The organism is Gillisia marina (assembly GCF_000258765.1).
GTDB lineage: Bacteria > Bacteroidota > Bacteroidia > Flavobacteriales > Flavobacteriaceae > Gillisia > Gillisia marina.
The window spans coordinates 28,156-45,490 of the sequence record NZ_AJLT01000006.1; the positions used below are offsets into that span (position 1 = coordinate 28,156).

The 17,335-nt window shown below is 35.3% G+C and carries 15 protein-coding genes and 2 pseudogenes; 15 read left to right on the forward strand and 2 right to left on the reverse strand.

Annotated elements, in window-relative coordinates; translation table 11 throughout:
- Window positions 1–2 precede the first annotated feature (2 nt).
- Complete coding sequence (gene ligA / locus ON07_RS01970; protein ID WP_010227779.1) at window positions 3–1,997, forward strand: NAD-dependent DNA ligase LigA; 1,995 nt, start codon at window positions 3–5, stop codon at window positions 1,995–1,997.
- Here the strand turns inward: ligA and ON07_RS01975 are convergent.
- Window positions 1,994–2,902: a bifunctional metallophosphatase/5'-nucleotidase gene (locus ON07_RS01975; RefSeq protein ID WP_010227780.1), complete on the reverse strand. Its 909-nt coding sequence runs from the start codon at window positions 2,900–2,902 to the stop codon at window positions 1,994–1,996. The genes ligA and ON07_RS01975 overlap by 4 nt on opposite strands.
- Window positions 2,903–2,905: 3 nt before the next feature.
- Window positions 2,906–3,673 carry a 5'-nucleotidase C-terminal domain-containing protein gene (locus tag ON07_RS01980; RefSeq protein WP_010227781.1) on the reverse strand — a complete coding sequence of 256 codons (768 nt, stop codon included), beginning with the start codon at window positions 3,671–3,673 and terminating at the stop codon, window positions 2,906–2,908.
- Between the two features lie 368 nt (window positions 3,674–4,041).
- Here ON07_RS01980 and ON07_RS01985 point away from each other — a divergent pair, with 368 nt between their 5' ends.
- From ON07_RS01985 to ON07_RS02050, 14 genes and pseudogenes are all read left to right on the forward strand, one after another.
- Entirely contained in the window at window positions 4,042–4,536 is a 495-nt protein-coding gene (locus ON07_RS01985; RefSeq protein WP_155807111.1) for a hypothetical protein, read from the forward strand.
- 21 nt (window positions 4,537–4,557) lie between these two features.
- Complete coding sequence (locus tag ON07_RS16515; protein WP_010227783.1) at window positions 4,558–5,067, forward strand: DUF6913 domain-containing protein; 510 nt, start codon at window positions 4,558–4,560, stop codon at window positions 5,065–5,067.
- Window position 5,068: 1 nt separating this feature from the next.
- Window positions 5,069–5,944, forward strand: a complete 876-nt coding sequence (dapA, locus tag ON07_RS01995; protein WP_010227784.1) for a 4-hydroxy-tetrahydrodipicolinate synthase — start codon at window positions 5,069–5,071, stop codon at window positions 5,942–5,944.
- A 163-nt stretch (window positions 5,945–6,107) separates the two neighbouring features.
- Window positions 6,108–6,935, forward strand: coding sequence for an outer membrane protein assembly factor BamD (locus ON07_RS02000; protein ID WP_010227785.1), 828 nt, complete (start codon window positions 6,108–6,110; stop codon window positions 6,933–6,935).
- Window positions 6,936–6,948: 13 nt separating this feature from the next.
- Window positions 6,949–7,278, forward strand: a complete 330-nt coding sequence (locus ON07_RS02005) for a DNA-directed RNA polymerase subunit omega (RefSeq protein ID WP_010227786.1) — start codon at window positions 6,949–6,951, stop codon at window positions 7,276–7,278.
- 6 nt (window positions 7,279–7,284) lie between these two features.
- Window positions 7,285–8,495, forward strand: a pseudogene (gene coaBC / locus ON07_RS14190) (bifunctional phosphopantothenoylcysteine decarboxylase/phosphopantothenate--cysteine ligase CoaBC).
- Window positions 8,488–9,378, forward strand: coding sequence for a type IX secretion system protein PorD (porD, locus tag ON07_RS02015; protein WP_010227788.1), 891 nt, complete (start codon window positions 8,488–8,490; stop codon window positions 9,376–9,378). Before coaBC ends, porD begins: the two are co-directional and overlap by 8 nt.
- 61 nt (window positions 9,379–9,439) lie before the next feature.
- Window positions 9,440–11,093, forward strand: a pseudogene (gene recN, locus ON07_RS17890) (DNA repair protein RecN).
- A 127-nt stretch (window positions 11,094–11,220) separates the two neighbouring features.
- Complete coding sequence (locus ON07_RS02025) at window positions 11,221–12,042, forward strand: enoyl-ACP reductase FabI (protein ID WP_010227790.1); 822 nt, start codon at window positions 11,221–11,223, stop codon at window positions 12,040–12,042.
- Window positions 12,043–12,214: 172 nt separating this feature from the next.
- Window positions 12,215–13,225, forward strand: coding sequence for a glycosyltransferase (locus tag ON07_RS02030; RefSeq protein WP_010227792.1), 1,011 nt, complete (start codon window positions 12,215–12,217; stop codon window positions 13,223–13,225).
- Window positions 13,215–14,171, forward strand: a complete 957-nt coding sequence (locus ON07_RS02035) for a CdaR family protein (RefSeq protein ID WP_010227794.1) — start codon at window positions 13,215–13,217, stop codon at window positions 14,169–14,171. The genes ON07_RS02030 and ON07_RS02035 overlap by 11 nt, the downstream gene beginning before the upstream one ends.
- Window positions 14,168–14,758: a dephospho-CoA kinase gene (coaE, locus tag ON07_RS02040; protein WP_010227796.1), complete on the forward strand. Its 591-nt coding sequence runs from the start codon at window positions 14,168–14,170 to the stop codon at window positions 14,756–14,758. The genes ON07_RS02035 and coaE overlap by 4 nt, the downstream gene beginning before the upstream one ends.
- 66 nt (window positions 14,759–14,824) lie before the next feature.
- Window positions 14,825–16,390 (forward strand): sensor histidine kinase, encoded by a 1,566-nt coding sequence (locus ON07_RS02045; RefSeq protein WP_010227797.1) that lies wholly within the window; start codon window positions 14,825–14,827, stop codon window positions 16,388–16,390.
- 3 nt (window positions 16,391–16,393) lie between these two features.
- Window positions 16,394–17,113 carry a response regulator transcription factor gene (locus tag ON07_RS02050; protein ID WP_010227798.1) on the forward strand — a complete coding sequence of 240 codons (720 nt, stop codon included), beginning with the start codon at window positions 16,394–16,396 and terminating at the stop codon, window positions 17,111–17,113.
- Window positions 17,114–17,335: the final 222 nt, after the last annotated feature.

Genomic DNA, 17,335 nt, shown 5'->3' on the forward strand with positions numbered 1-17,335 from the left:
ACATGACTACAGAAGAAAAGATCAAACAACTTAGGGACGAATTAGAGCAGCATAATTATAAGTATTATGTGTTGGATTCTCCTGAAATTAGCGACTTCGACTTCGATATGAAATTGAAGGAATTACAGGGTTTGGAAGAAAAACATCCTGAATTCTTTGATCCTTCTTCGCCTACACAACGTGTTGGTGGCGCCATCACTAAGAGTTTTGATACCGTTGTTCATGATTTTCCTATGCAATCTCTTTCTAATTCATATTCTAAAGAAGAGTTGGAAGAATGGGAGGCCAGAGTAAAAAAAATGGTGGATGGAGATTTGGAATATGTTTGCGAGCTAAAATACGATGGGGCTTCTATAAGCTTAACCTATGAAAATGGGAAGTTAGCACGTGCTATTACTCGTGGAGATGGTTTTCAAGGGGATGATGTAACCAATAATATTAGAACAATACGAAGTGTCCCACTCACATTGAAAGGGGATTACCCAGATAAATTTGCGATTCGTGGGGAGATCGTTTTACCTTTTGAAGGTTTTGTAAAAATGAATGCAGAACGCGTAGAAATTGGGGAAGAACCTTTCTCCAACCCAAGAAATACTGCTTCTGGAAGTTTAAAAATGCAAGATAGTGCAGAGGTTGCCAAAAGACCTTTAGAATGCTTGCCTTACGGTTTAGTTGGGAAAGATCTTTCCATAAAAACTCAGTTTGAAAGCTTGCAAAAAACCAGAGACTGGGGGTTCAAAGTGCCAAGTGAAGCTAAGCTAGTAAAGAATATAGACGAAGTTCTTAAGTTCATACAGTATTGGGATGTCCACAGGCATGATTTGCCGTACGAAACAGATGGAGTTGTTATAAAGGTGAATAACCTGTATCAGCAAGAGGAATTGGGAAGCACCGCAAAATCGCCACGTTGGGCGATTGCTTATAAGTTCAAAGCAGAACGGGAATCAACGAAATTACGAGAGATCACGTATCAGGTAGGGCGAACCGGAGCAATTACTCCGGTTGCAAATTTAGATCCTGTGCAGTTGGCAGGAACTATTGTAAAAAGAGCTTCATTACACAATGCCGATCAGATTCAGAAACTGGATATTCGCGAAGGCGATACAGTTTTTGTTGAAAAAGGGGGAGAGATCATCCCTAAAATAATCGGGGTAGATTTCACTCAGCGTGATCCTAATTCTGAAGAAACCCAATATATCAAACAATGTCCGGAGTGTGGAACAGACTTAGTTAGGGCAGAGGGCGAGGCGCAGCATTATTGCCCGAATTATAATGGTTGCTTACCTCAGATTGTAGGGAGAATTCAGCATTATATTTCCCGAAAAGCCATGGATATTGAAGGCCTTGGCGGAGAAACAGTCGCTTTGCTGGTAAAAGCCGGATTGATTCACAATTACGCCGACCTATATACCCTGAAAAAGGAAGATGTATTGCCATTGGAGCGAATGGCAGAAAAATCTGCAGATAATTTGATAAATGGGGTCCAAGCTTCCAAAGAAATTCCATTTGAGCGCGTATTGTTTGCATTAGGGATTCGTTATGTGGGAGAAACGGTAGCAAAAAAACTGGCTAAACACTATAAGAGTATCGTTAATTTGATGCAAGCTTCAGCCGAAGATCTTGTAAATGTGGATGAAATTGGGGAACGAATTGCCCAAAGTGTCACTGAGTTTTTTGCTTCAGAAGAAAATAAAAATACTATAAAAAGGCTGATGGATTATGGCTTGCAGTTGGAAATATCTGCAGAAAAATTGGCAAATCAAACCGATATTCTTCTGGGAAATACTTTTGTGATCTCCGGTGTTTTTTCTAAGGTTTCTAGAACAGATTTAAAGAAGCTGATAGAAGATAATGGGGGAAAAGTTTCTAGTTCTATTTCAGCAAAAACAAATTTTCTGGTAGCAGGAGAAAATATGGGCCCAAGTAAATTAGCGAAAGCTGAAAATCTGGGAACTCAAATTTTAAGTGAAGACGAGTTTCTTGAGAAACTAAATTAAACCCCAATACTTATTCCGCTTGCGTTTAAGTTGTTCTCGTTATCCAGATAAAAGTCGATTCTACCTAAATATAAGCCATAGCAACCAACTTGGTTAACAAGTACTTTTTTGCCTTCAAGATTTTCAAGAACTGTGGGTTTATCCAGAAAAGTGTGGGTATGTCCACCAATAATTAAATCGATATCCTTTGTTTTTTTAGCTAAAAGCACATCTGAGATCTTAGATTCATTTTTGTATTCGTAACCTAAATGAGATAAGCAAATTACCAAATCGCATTTTTGCTCTGTTTTAAGGATTCTAGTTATCTCGGTAGCAATCTCTATAGGATCTAAATATTTGGTTTCTTTATATAAACTTTCGTTTACCAATCCATTAAGCTCGATACCAATGCCAAAAACACCAATTTTTACACCGTCTTTCATGAAAATTTTTAAACGAGAGGTTTGTCCGTCTAAAATGGTGTTGCTAAAATCGTAATTCGATGATATAAAATCGAATTCTGCATGAGGCATTTGGGCTAACAGTCCACTTAAACCGTTATCAAAATCATGATTTCCTAAGGTTGCGGCATCATATTTTAATTTACTCATTAGCTTAAATTCCAGCTCTCCACCGTAAAAATTAAAATAGGGCGTTCCTTGAAAAATATCTCCTGCATCCAGTAATAAGGTATTAGGATTCTCAGCTCTAATTTGTTCTACCAAAGTAGCTCTTCTTGCCACTCCACCCATATTGGGGTTTCTGGAATCATTTGGTCCAAAGGGTTCAATATGGCTATGCACATCATTAGTATGTAAGATTGTAATGTGCTTTTTGTTGTTTTTAGAAAATGAAAGCGATAATCCACCTAATCCTATAAATGCTCCGGTTGCAGCTGTTTGCTGAATAAAATTTCTCCTTTTCATGACTTAAAGAATTTGGATATACCTATTGTCTATACTGGTTTTAAGAGTATCTACTTTTTTAAAATGATCTATGATAGCATTTCTAAGCTTGTAATCTAGTTTATAAAGATTCGACGGGTTTTTAAAGAAATTCATGCTATCGCCGCCTTGTTGCAAATAATCCGAAGTTGCCACGAAATAGGTTTTTTCAGTATTAATAGGCTCTTCTCTTATTAAAGCGCTTATAGTTTTAAAATTTCCATCAACTTTTAATTCGAGCCCACTTATAGGATGCGCAATTTTGGCATTTTCTAAATAGTTTAGTAGTTCCAACATCTTTTTTCCGGAAAGTTCTGCAACAACTATTTCATTTTCAAAAGGCATTAACTTAAACCCGGTTCTGGTGGTAACCGCTCCCTCCCCAATTCCAGATCTAATCCCTCCATGATTTAGAAGAACCATATCTATTTCGAAACCGGTTCTGGATTTAAAAATCGGATTTGCTTGGGCCATCACTAAATCTGCCATCATATTTCCTATTGCAGTATTAAGCTTCCCGTCACTTTTATTCAAATTCCTGGGGTTATAGGCTAGTGTACTATCTAAAGTAGCATTCAAATGATTGGAATAGGGTCTAATAAAATCTTCAATTTCCGGATCGGGAGAAATTGTATTATCAATTGGAAATCTTTTTCCGTTGATCTCTGAAGGGGAGGATGTTATGTGCGCGTTATTTTTACACGCAAATAACACTAAAAATACTAGTAAGATGGAGTAGGGTCTAAAATTCATTATTATGGATTTCGCAAAAAATCACAAATATAAACAGTTATTTGAAATGAAATTTTTAGAATTCTCTTAATGTTGAAGCGTATCAGTAGTTGTTCAAATAAATTTTATTGAGAGATCTGTTTTTAGAAGAGGAAATCTTACTTTTAGAGTCTTGATTATCCCTATGAAATTGAGAATATTTTGCGCAATTGCATTTTTAAGCCTATTGCTTACCAATGTATATGCACTTTTTAATAATTTGTTCTGGCTTAATATGCTAAGCCACATGGGTTTTTATATTGTCGCGTTTTTTTTTGTTTTTTAATAAACGTAATTCTTACAATCTCTATTTTTATTTATTTGTTGCTTTTACTATAATTTCCTATTTCTTGGAAATATATCATGAACTTTGGTTTTTTAATGAAATCACTTTACTCATTCAGGCCGTTAGTTATCTGTTTCTAATCATGGATGCTACCAATCACTTCAAAATGAAAAGCATGAACTATTTTATGTTTTTCTATCTTTTTGCTATCATAGGATTGAATACGTACTTGTTATTTCTTCATATAAGTGAAATTAGAATCTATATTGCCAGTGATATTACCTCACTTATATACACGTTTTATTATCTTAATTTAGGTGCACTCGGTGTAACTGCAATGGTCTATTATTTAAATTCTTTCTCTAAAAAATCGATGTTTTTTATTTCTCTGGCAATAAGCTTGATTTTCGCCAATGTATTACGGGATATGGGAGTCTTCTATTTTAAGGATATAAGTGTAGAGATATCTGAAAGTATTATTAGATTAGGAAGCTCGATATTTCTTGTGTTATATTTTGTGACTTCAGAAAAAAGATTGAAGTTGATGAATTTTACATAATCAAGTTTCTTAAAGTTATTTATGCTAAAAAGTATTAAGCTTTCGCTGGTCAAAAGAAGAATTGCCAATAGTAACAACTTCTCTTCAGGCGAATTAAAATTGCCGATTACCTCTGGAGTACTATTATTAGATTCTGTTCATATAAGGTCACTCCCAGTTTTATTGAGATTAAAAAAGGAACTTAATCTGAAAGATCTTAATTTCAAGGTGATACTATACAAAATGAAAGGCGAAGATTTTCCGGAGTTTGATGGCCTAATTTTTGTTGAAGATGATATAAGTTTTCTAGGGAAGCTTAATAATAAAGAATTATTAGATTTTACTAAAAATCACGTCGATTTACTCATTACTTTTGCTGAAGAAAATCATGTGCCAATAAATTTGTTAACTACAAATTTGGCTGCATGTTTAAAGCTTGGAAACGATCCAAATAGCGAGAAAATTCTAGATGTGGTTATAAGATCTGGAGATGATGCTGAAGTTTTTACTTCAGAAATATTAAAATTTTTAAATCAGTTTAAAAACACTTAGCATGAATAAGTTTATAGGTACGGGAGTTGCAATTATCACCCCTTTTAAAGAAGATTATACCGTAGATGTTGAAGGTCTTAAGAATTTGGTGAAAGATCAAATTGAAAATGGAATAGAATATATTGTAGTCCTTGGCACCACAGGGGAAAGCGCAACCTTAAGCAGTTCAGAGAAAGAACTAGTAAAAAAGACCATTATAGAAACTAACGATGGGATATTACCATTGGTGTTAGGGATTGGAGGTAACAATACAGCAGCTTTAGTTAATGAATTTCAGAGTACAGATCTTGAGGCTTTCGATGCTATTTTATCTGTTTCTCCATATTACAATAAGCCTTCTCAAGAAGGAATCTACCAGCATTATAAGGCATTGGCTGCGGTTTCACCAAAACCAATTATTTTATATAATGTTCCGGGAAGAACAGCTTCTAATGTGTTGCCTGAAACTGTAAAAAGGCTGGCTACAGATTTTAAAAATATCATTGGAATAAAAGAAGCAGCAGGAGATATAGTTCAAGCTATGAAACTTATTTCTATAGTGCCAAAAGATTTTCTGGTGATTTCAGGAGATGATATGATCACTTTACCAATGGTTCTTGCCGGAGGACACGGAGTGATTTCGGTTATTGGACAAGGTCTGCCAAAAGAATTTTCCGAGATGGTGCGTCTAGGTTTGCAAAGAAAGGTGAAAGATGCCTATAAATTGCACTATAAAATAGCACCTTCTATAGATATGATTTTTGCTGAAGGCAATCCGGCGGGAATTAAATCGTTATTAGAAGCAAAGAAAACTTGTAAGTCAGTGCTGCGTTTGCCACTGGTAAAAGTTTCAGATAAACTGAAGCAGGAAATACAGGTATTTATAGATCAATATTAATCATTCGGAGAGGGTGTGAATTTACTAGGCTAAGCTGGATTTTTGAAAAGGCTTTTTCTTTTAGGTCTCACGGATTAGGCCCGAGCTTATTATTTAATGAAAGACTGCTATTTGCGATACTTTAAAGTTTTTTTAATATCGTAGAAAAGAGTACTTTTGCCAGATGTTTTTACAAAATATGAAAAAAGGTTTATTATTATTAGGTGTGTTTTTAATGCTGGCATCTTGCAGTGAATACCAGAAGGTACTTAAGAGCGACGATGCAGGTAAAAAATATACTTTGGCCGAGGAGCTTTACAATCAAGCAATCGTAGAAAACAGTAAATCTACATTTAGAAAAGCACTTCGTATTTTCGAACAGATTGTTCCACAATATAGAGGCAAACCTCAGGGAGAAAAATTAACCTTTTTATTTGCAGATACGTATTATCAATTAGGGGATAATCAATTGGCTGCATATCAATTTGAACGTTTTGTGGCATCGTATCCAAATAGTGAGAAAGCAGAAGAAGCTGCTTTTAAAAGCGCAAAAAGTTATTACTTGGATTCTCCTAGATACGATTTAGATCAGGCGGAAACGGTAAAAGCTATTGGAGAGCTTCAAGAGTATATAGATAAATATCCTAACGGAGAGTTTTTAGATCAGGCTAATGAATATGTGGCAGAGTTGCGTATTAAGCTGGAGAAAAAAGCTTATGAGATTGCTAAGCAATATCACCATACCGAAAATTATAAGTCTGCAATCGTGGCCTTTAATAATTTCATTAAAGAGTATCCGGGTTCTCCATTTAGAGAAGCAGCCTTTTATTACAGATTCGATTCTGCTTACGAACTGGCAATTAACAGTTATGAGTATTTGATGAAAGAACGATTAGATACTGCAAAAGGATTCTACACAAATTACAATAAATATTACCCTGAAGGAAGTGAGTATTATGAACCAATACAAGTTAGTTTTCAGGACTTAGAAGCGAGATTACAAAATTTTTAATAAGATATAGATGATGGATTACAAAAAAATTAATGCGCCAATTAATACTACTACAATCGATAAGAATTTAGTAGATGCTCCAACAAATAATATATATGAGGCTATTTCTGTGATCTCAAAGAGAGCTACTCAAATAAACTCTGAGATTAAAAAAGAGCTTTTGGAGAAATTGGATGAATTTGCTACTTATAACGATAGCTTAGATGAGGTTTTCGAAAATAAGGAGCAAATTGAAGTGTCTAAATTCTACGAAAAATTGCCAAAACCACATTCTTTGGCAGTTCAAGAATGGTTAGACGATAAAATTTACTACAGAGATACAAAGGAATCTTCTGAAGCATAAGCTAAGATGGGAGTGCTAGAAGGCAAAAAAAATACTGTTGGGAATAACTTCTGGTATTGCTGCCTATAAAACAGCCTCCTTGGTAAGATTATTTATAAAAGCCGGAGCGCAGGTTAAAGTTGTTATGACTCCTTCGGCTAAAGAATTTATTACCCCACTTACCTTATCCACACTTTCTAAAAATGAGGTCATTTCTACCTTCACAAATGAGGAAGATGAAAATGCCACCTGGAATAATCACGTAGAACTCGGCCTTTGGGCCGATTTTATGCTTATAGCCCCTGCGACAGCCAATACGTTATCTAAAATGGCTTCCGGCAGTAGCGATAATATCTTACTTGCAACCTATCTTTCAGCTAAGTGCCCGGTCTATTTTGCTCCGGCTATGGATCTGGATATGTATTTGCATCCAGCAACAAAAACCAGCTTAGAAACGCTACAATCATATGGTAATATTATGATTCCGGCAGAATCAGGAGAACTTGCCAGCGGTTTGGTGGGAGAAGGGAGAATGGCAGAACCAGAGAATATAGTCTCTTTTGTAGAAAAAGATCTTTCATCGCAATTACCACTTCGGAATAAAAAAAGTGCTTATTACTGCAGGACCAACGTATGAAGCTATAGATCCTGTTCGATTTATAGGAAATCATTCCAGCGGAAAAATGGGATTTGAGCTTGCAAAGGAAGCAGCGAAACTTGGAGCACAGGTGATTCTTATTACCGGTCCCACACATTTACAATTAGATTCATCCAGTATTAAACTGATTAGAGTTACAAATGCTCAAGAAATGTATGAGGCAGCGCATACTTATTTTGAGGATCAAGACGTTGTAATAGCAGCTGCGGCAGTTTCAGATTATAAGCCTAAGGAGGTAATCAATCAGAAAATAAAAAAGAAAGATGCTAATTTGAACATCGAGTTGATTCCTACTCAGGATATTTTAGCATCTTTAGGAAAGATTAAAAAACAACAAAAATTAATTGGTTTTGCTTTGGAAACAAATAATGAGGTAGAAAACGCAAAATCGAAATTAGAAAGAAAGAATTTAGACTTTATTGTGCTCAATTCCCTTCAGGATAAAGGTGCAGGTTTTAAAAAAGACACTAATAAAATCAGCATAATTTCTAGATCTGAAATCAAAAATTTTGAACTAAAGTCTAAGGCTGAAGTAGCGCAGGATATATTAAAGGAAGTACTATCTTTATTCCATGAGTAAATTAATTTTGATGCTAGGTTTGTTTTTCTGTGTTTCCATTGTGAGCGCACAGGAACTCAATTGTGAGGTAATTGTAAATGCAGAGCAAACAGGGCAAAGCAATTTGACAGTTTTTAAAACTTTGCAGACTGCCTTATCAGAGTTTATCAATAAAACAACTTGGACAGGAACTTCCTATCAAAATCAGGAACGCATTAATTGCAGTGTTTTTATAAATATCTCCAGTTTCGATAATGAAACATTTACAGGAACCATTCAAGTACAATCTTCCAGACCGGTTTTTGGATCTACTTTAATTTCCCCTGTTTTTAATTTTAACGACGAGCAGTTTACATTTACCTATCGGGAATTCGAACCATTAAATTACAGTGAAAACACGTATTCTTCGAATCTTATATCTGTAATCTCTTATTATGTTTATACAATCCTAGGTTTAGATGCAGATACATTTTCACAGGAAGGCGGAACCCCTTTTTATGAAGAAGCTAACCGCATAGTTACCACAGCCCAGCAAGGAAATTCTTCCGGTTGGAGAGGCTCAGATGGCACCCGATCCCGATATAGATTAAATGCAGATCTTTTATCCAATGCTTTTTTAGGTTATAGAACAAGCTTGTATCAATATCATAGGTTAGGATTAGATACCATGCATAAAGATGTTACAAAAGGCAAACAAGCCGTGGCTGCTTCTATCTTGAACCTTAGAAAGATGAGTGATTCCAGGCCGAATTCTCTTTTAATGCGAGTATTCTTTGATGCAAAAGCTCAGGAAATTGAACAGATTTTTAGTGGAGGGCCAAGCGTTCCGGTTACAGAACTTAAAGAGGCTTTAAATAGAATAGCTCCGCTATATGCTGAAAATTGGAGCAAGCTTCAATTCTAGTCGGTTCCTTTTTGATTCCGAAGAAATTCTCACGTATATTTAGCCTTAAAATTCACACGACTTGCTTACCGAATTATCCATTAAAAACTACGCTTTAATTGAAGATATCAAAATCAATCTTCAGCAAGGCTTTACCATAATCACCGGAGAAACTGGTGCTGGAAAATCCATTATGTTAGGGGCTTTAGGTCTCTTACTTGGAAAAAGGGCAGATTATAGCGCTATTAGAAATGCAAAGAATAAATGCATTATAGAAGGCGTTTTTGATATTTCTAATTACTCCTTAAAAGGCTTTTTTGAAGCCGAAGATCTGGATTTTGAAGAGCAAACTATCATAAGAAGAGAAATTCTAGCTTCAGGGAAATCCAGAGCATTTATAAATGATACTCCTGTTACCTTACCGGTGCTTGTTAAACTAGGTGACTTTTTAATTGATATTCATGGGCAACATCAGACTTTGAGTTTGGGTGAGAACCAATATCAATTTCAGGTGTTGGATACTTTGGCTAAGAATCAGGAAAGCCTTCAGAAATATAAAAAAGGATTAAAGGAGCATAAAAAAACTTCAGCAGCAATTAACTATTCTAAAAGAAGATCAGTCTCAAGCCTTAAAAGAGCATGATTACAACCTTTTTTTACTGAATGAATTGCAGGAAGCAAAACTTAAAGCCGGAGAACAAGAGGAATTGGAAGAGCGTTACGAAGAGCTGAGTAATGTAGAAACCCTTACAGAGCATTTAGGATTAGCGGTAAACCAGATCCAACAAGAGGATGTTGGAAGTCTGTCCGGGCTTAAAGAAGTAAAAACAAATCTCTCGAAGATTTCGAAATTTTCAGCAAATTATGCTTCGCTTCAAGAAAGAATAGAAAGTGTGATCATAGAGCTGGATGATGTTGCACAGGAATTGGAAAATTCGTTGGAGCGGGTTGAAGCCAATCCTGAAGAATTGGAGCAGGTGAATGCAAAATTGCAGCTTATTCATAATTTGCAGAAAAAACATGCGGCCGGCAGTGTAGAAGAATTATTAGAGATTACTAATGCTTTAAACGAAAAAGTAGCACTTATAGAAAATGCCGATGCCGATTTAGAAAAACTTCAGCAGGAACTTCTGAAAAGTAAAAAGGAATTAGAACGAATTTCTTTAGAAATATCTACAAAGCGTAAAAAAATCGTTCCTGACTTTGTGAAAACTGTGGAGAAAATTGTTGCGGAACTTGGGATGCCAAATGCGCGATTAAAAATTGAGCTTACACAGCAATCAGAATTCTTTGCTAATGGGCAAGACCATTTGAATTGGTATTTATCGGCCAATAAAGGAGGCGATTTTAACGAGCTTAAAAAAGCAGCCTCCGGAGGAGAATTATCACGAATTATGCTTGCTGTAAAAAGTATTCTTGCTACACAAAGCAACTTGCCAACCATCGTTTTTGATGAAATAGACACCGGAGTTTCCGGAGATATCGCACAAAAAATGGGAGATATCCTTCAAAAAATGGGCTTAAGTATGCAGGTAATTGCGATCACGCATTTACCGCAAATTGCAGGAAAAGGAAGCAAACATTTCAAAATTTTCAAGGAAGATATCGGCGAAACTACGGTTACCAAAATTGAAGAACTCACAATAGACGATAGAATTGAGGAACTTGCCATGATGCTTGGTGGAAATACCAAAAGTGAATCGGCGATGGCGCATGCCAAAGCACTACTCAATTAATCCCTCATTGAGGGTTTAATTCCCCGTCCCGATAATTATCGGGACAGAACTCGTAGGCTTAGCCTGTGGTTCTTGTTTTGAAGTTTATTATATTTACCAGCTAATACAATCATAAAAAACAATATACATGTCATACAATCTACTTAAAGGGAAAAGAGGAATTATTTTTGGAGCTTTAGATGAAAATTCTATCGCTTGGAAAACTGCAGAGCGTGTTCACGAAGAAGGTGGAAGTTTTGTGCTTACCAATGCGCCAATAGCAATGAGAATGGGAAGTATCAATCAGCTTGCTGAAAAAACGAATTCCCAAATTATTCCTGCAGATGCTACGAAAGTAGAAGATCTTGAAAATTTAGTAGATAAAGCTCAAGAGATCCTTGGCGGAAAATTAGATTTTGTATTGCATTCAATTGGAATGTCTGTAAATGTGAGAAAAGGAAATCACTATACAGATATGAATTACGATTATACCACAAAAGGATGGGATGTTTCTGCAGTTTCTTTCCACAAAACCATGCAAGCGCTTTACAAAAAAGATGCTATGAATGAGTGGGGAAGTATCGTGGCATTAACGTATATGGCTGCACAGCGTGTGTTCCCAGATTACAATGACATGGCAGACAACAAAGCGTATCTAGAATCTATCGCGCGTAGTTTTGGGTACTTTTTCGGAAAAGATAAAAAAGTAAGAGTTAATACTATTTCTCAATCTCCAACGCCAACTACGGCAGGGCAAGGTGTAAAGGGATTTGATGGCTTTATCGCTTATGCCGATAAAATGTCGCCTCTTGGAAATGCAACGGCAATTGATTGTGCAAACTATACCATTTCTTTATTCTCTGATCTTACGAAAAGAGTAACCCTGCAAAACCTTTACAACGATGGTGGATTCTCCAACATGGGAGTGAGCCAGCAAGTGATGGAAACGTTTATGAAGGATATGGAGTAGAGAGTAGAACTAAAAAAATTAGGGTCAGTTCGAGCGGAGTCGAGAACTTTTTACGTAAAAAGGATGTTTTGATTACGCTAAACCTGACATTATTTAAAATATCTAAAATTAAGCCCCGAGTGTCGGGGCTTAATTTTACCTTAAAATTTTTGAAATAGAATTTATTTAAAAAATGCAATTAGAATATTCATTTATTATCCCTGTTTACAATCGCCCGGAGGAAATCCGTGAGTTGTTGCAAAGTATGCAGGAATTGGATTTTAATCGCAGTTTTGAAATAGTGATTGTAGAAGATGGCTCTACGATTTCTTCGGAAGAGGTAATCAAGGGATTCAGCGATACGTTGAACATCAGTTATTACTCTAAAGAAAATACCGGCCCTGGAGATTCCAGGAATTACGGGATGAAGCTGGCCAAAGGGGATTATTTTCTCATTCTGGACTCAGATGTTCTGCTTCCTAAAAACTATTTACAGGAAGTAGATTCGTTTTTATCTAATAACTTTTCCGATTGTTTTGGTGGCCCGGATGCAGCACACGAAAGCTTCACAGATCTTCAAAAAGCAATTAATTATTCTATGACCTCTTTGCTAACAACCGGAGGAATTAGAGGGAAGAAGCAAGCAGTAAATAAATTTCAGCCCAGAAGTTTTAATATGGGACTCTCGAAAAAGGCATTTTTAGCATCCGGCGGTTTTGGATTAATTCATCCGGGAGAAGACCCGGATCTTGCATTAAGATTACAAAAAGAGGGATTCAATACCATACTTATTCCCGATGCGGTAGTTTTTCATAAACGCCGAATAGATTGGGATAAATTCTATACTCAGGTAAATAAATTTGGAAAGGTTCGGCCAATTTTAAATTCATGGCATCCGGAATCGGCCAAAATCACTTTCTGGTTCCCAAGTTTGTTTCTTGCCGGATTTGTGTTTTCTCTTATAATAGGCTTATTAGGATTTCCGCTTTTTGCATGGTTTTATCTAGTCTATTTTTTAATTATCGGAATAGATGCGGGAATAAAAAATAAAAGTGTTTATATTGGAACTGCTGCCATAGTAGCAACCTGTATTCAGTTTTTAGGTTATGGAATAGGTTTTTTTAAATCTATCTGGAAGCTGAAATTTTTAAAAATGCAACCACAGGAAGCATTTCCTAAGCTATTTTTCACCAATGAAAACTAAATTGAAAGAGAAAAAACCATGGATAAAAAGAGGGCCTTTAAAGACTTTCTCATTTTTTCTTGGGTTTTCTGCTGTGATATGGGTGGTTGTCCAATTTTCTAAAGAATATACAGAGGTATTGGAAATGCCCATTACGTACACCAACCTTCCGAAAGATAAAATTCTAGTTGGAGATACTCCAAAAACACTTGACTTGAGAGTTAGAGATCGCGGATTTTATATTGCATGGAATCGAGTGTTTCCTCAAAATATTGCCATAGACATCAGTGACGCCACTGAAGATGGGAATTCTTTGATTTATGATCTCGAATTACAAAAAACGGCTATTCTATCTCAGTTAAATCTGGATTATGAGAAAGCAGATTTACTTCAGAAAAATATTAAAATAAGCTTCGAGCAGCGAGCGGTTAAAAAAGTGGCGGTTTTATCGTCCATAGATCTCAGTTTCGCGGTAGGCTATTCAGCATTGGAAGAAATTAAAATACAACCGGATTCTGTTATGCTTAGTGGGCCGGCTAATATTTTAGATACATTAAATTCCATTAAAACGAAGCCTATAAAAATTAATAATATCAGTAATGATGTTAAGGGGAAAGTAAAGCTGGAAACTACAGGTCTTAATGAAATTTCACTATTTCAAGAGGAAGTAAGTTACTCTGTTAGAACCGAGAAATTTACCGAAGGAAAAGTGGAAATCCCAATCAAATTACTGAATGTGCCGGAAGGAACTAATGTTGTGATCTTCCCTAAAGAAGTGGTGATATTTTATCAGGTAAGTTTAAATGACTTTGATGAAATTGATTCCTCTTCATTTGTAGTGGCGGTAGATTTTAATAATGCGCAAGACAGTGACGGCTTTCTAATTGCTCAAATTCTCGAAAAGCCAGATCAGGTGAATAATATCAGACTTAATGAGAAAAAAATTCAATTTGTAATTAAGCGATGAAGATAATAGGACTTACCGGTGGAATGGGTAGTGGGAAAACTACCGTGGCTAATTTTTTTAAGGAAATGGGAGTTCCGGTTTATATTGCAGATGATGCCGGGAAATCTTTGATGAATACCAATAAAGAAGTGAAGTCTAAGATTATATCCTTATTTGGTGAGCAGGCCTACAAAGATGGACTTTTAGACAGGAAATATATTGCAAATCAGGTTTTTAATTCTCCGGAAAAACTGGAACAATTAAACCAAATTGTACATCCTGCAGTGGGTTTAGATTTTCAGCAATGGATGAATAATCAAGACAGCCCATACGTGTTATATGAAGCGGCAATACTTTTTGAAAAAGGAGGTTATAAAAAATGCGACCTTATAATATTAGTCACAGCTCCTATGGACGATCGGATTTCGAGATTACAAGCTCGGGATGATAGTTCTGTAGATGAAATTGAAGCTCGAATTCAGCATCAATGGAGCGATGATAAAAAACGAAAATTATCTAATTTCGAAATAATTAATAAAAATCTTTCTTCAACCAAAAAGCAAGTGCGAAATCTTCACGAAATTCTTATAAACACTAGTAAAAACTGATATTTGTTTTGTTAACATTTGGTTAAATGCGTAAGGCTCTAAATGTTAAAATCTTATTTTTGAGGCATGAATAAAAAATTATTCTTTCTCCTCGTTGTACTGATGAGCTTATCGCTTATCGGGATAATTTTCGTTCAGGGGTATTGGATAAAAAGTACTGTAGATGATAAGGAAGAACAGTTTTCTTATAATGCCAAACAGGTGCTTATTAATGTTTCTAAAGAGCTTCAAAATAAGGAATTAGAGGCTTTTTGGTTTAATTTTGATTTTGAGGACAGCACCGCATTAAAATTAAATAGCAATAATCTCGATAAATTTTTCGGTATTAATAAATATCAAAACGGGAACGGTTCCAATGGAGATTATAATGAAGTTTTAGGAGAGGATTTTAAGGAATCTTCTAATTTTTTGGTTTCGGCTTCAGATAGTATAGAGCTTGCTAACTTAATTAACAACAGGGTAAACGATTTTTTAAATAAGGATCAAGTGCCCGGGAGACTTTCTGCAGAAGAGCGTATAGAGCGTTTAATGAGAATGGAGGAGGCAGAAAAGGAAATGTTAAGTGCCTATATTTCTGAATTTACCGCTAAAATCCCGATCCATAAAAGACTTTCTAGGCAGTTAGTAGAGCAAACCATAAAAGAGGAATTACAAAATTATAATTTGAAATCTTCTTTTGAATATGGGGTTTATACCAATTCTCTGGCTACGAAAGTACATTCAGATAATTTCATAATGGATTCCCCATCAACATATTCGGTTCCATTATTTGTAGATGTTTCAGGAAATAGTAATTATCAGCTCTTGGTTAATTTTACAGAGAAAAAAGAGGTTGTACTATCATCTGTGATTTTAATGGCAGCATTGTCTATACTCTTCACACTAATCATTGTGATTGCGTATTCTAGTGCGTTATCGCAATTAATTAAGCAAAGACAGATCTCGCAGATAAAGACAGATTTTATAAATAATATGACGCATGAGTTTAAAACTCCTATTGCTACTATAAATTTAGCTTTAGATGCGATTAAGAATCCGAAGGTTGTTAATGACCAATCAAAGGTTTCGCGTTACTTGCAAATGATTCGGGATGAAAATAAGAGAATGCATGCACAGGTAGAAAATGTACTGCAAATTTCCAAGCTGGAGAAGAACGAACTGGATCTTAAAAAGGAACGTTTACAACTTCATGAATTAATAGAAGACGCGCTAACCCATGTAGAATTGATTGTTGAAGATAGAAACGGGTATATTAAAAATCATTTTGGAGCCTTAAAATCTTCTGTTTTAGGAAATGAAGATCATTTAACAAATGTGATCGTAAATATCTTAGATAACGCTATAAAATATTCGATAGAAGAGCCTAAAATTGATATTTACACAGAAAACGTTAGAAATTCCATAATTTTGAAGATTAGAGATCAAGGTTCCGGAATGAGTAAAGCGGTTCAGAAAAAAATATTTGAAAAATTTTACCGGGAACATACCGGAGATATTCATAATGTAAAAGGCCATGGTTTAGGTCTTGCATATGTAAAAAGAATCCTTGACGACCATCACGCTACAATTCATGTAGAAAGTGAACGCGGAAAAGGAAGTACATTTATAATTAAATTACCACTAATAACGTAATATATGGAAACTGAAAACAAGAAAATTTTATTAGTAGAAGACGATCCTAATTTTGGAACGGTACTAAAAGATTATTTAGCGATGAACGACTACGAAGTCACTCATGCTAAAAATGGGATGGAAGGTTTTGAAAAGTTTAAAAAAGACGATTTCGATCTTTGTATTCTAGATGTAATGATGCCTTATAAAGACGGATTTACACTTGCCAAGGAAATTCGCGATAAAAACGAGGATGTGCCAATTATTTTCTTAACCGCAAAAGCGATGAAAGAAGATGTATTAAAAGGATATAAAGTAGGGGCAGATGATTACCTAAACAAACCTTTTGATAGTGAAGTGCTTTTAATGAAAATTAAAGCCATTATGCAGCGTAAAGCTACAGATAGTGTTGCAGACAGTAAACAATTTGAATTTCAAATTGGTGGACTGCATTTAAATTCTAAGCTAAGATTCTTGACGTATAAAGATCAAGAGCCAATAAAACTTTCTCCAAAAGAGAACGAATTATTGAGATTGTTGGCTTTGCATGAAAACGATTTGATGCCAAGAGAATTGGCACTTACCAAGATATGGAGAGACGATAATTACTTTACATCCAGAAGTATGGATGTGTATATCGCGAAACTTCGTAAGTATCTAAAAGTAGATGAGAATGTAGAGATTTTAAACATTCACGGGGAAGGATTTAGATTGGTAGTTAAAAATAAAGAGGGCGACGCCTAAATAGAAGAAATTTCAGTTTCTTAAAGGGACTGTATAAAAGTAAGTAGGTATTTTTGGGGATCTAATTTTGAGAATTTTCTTGAAGTTATAAACCCTATAAATCCGATCTCAACTTTTATACAGTCCTTTTGTATTTTAAACTTAACAGGTAAGCACAATATAATCCGTTAAACGGCATTATCTTTGTAATTCTAAGCATATATAATGAAACATAATTACCCT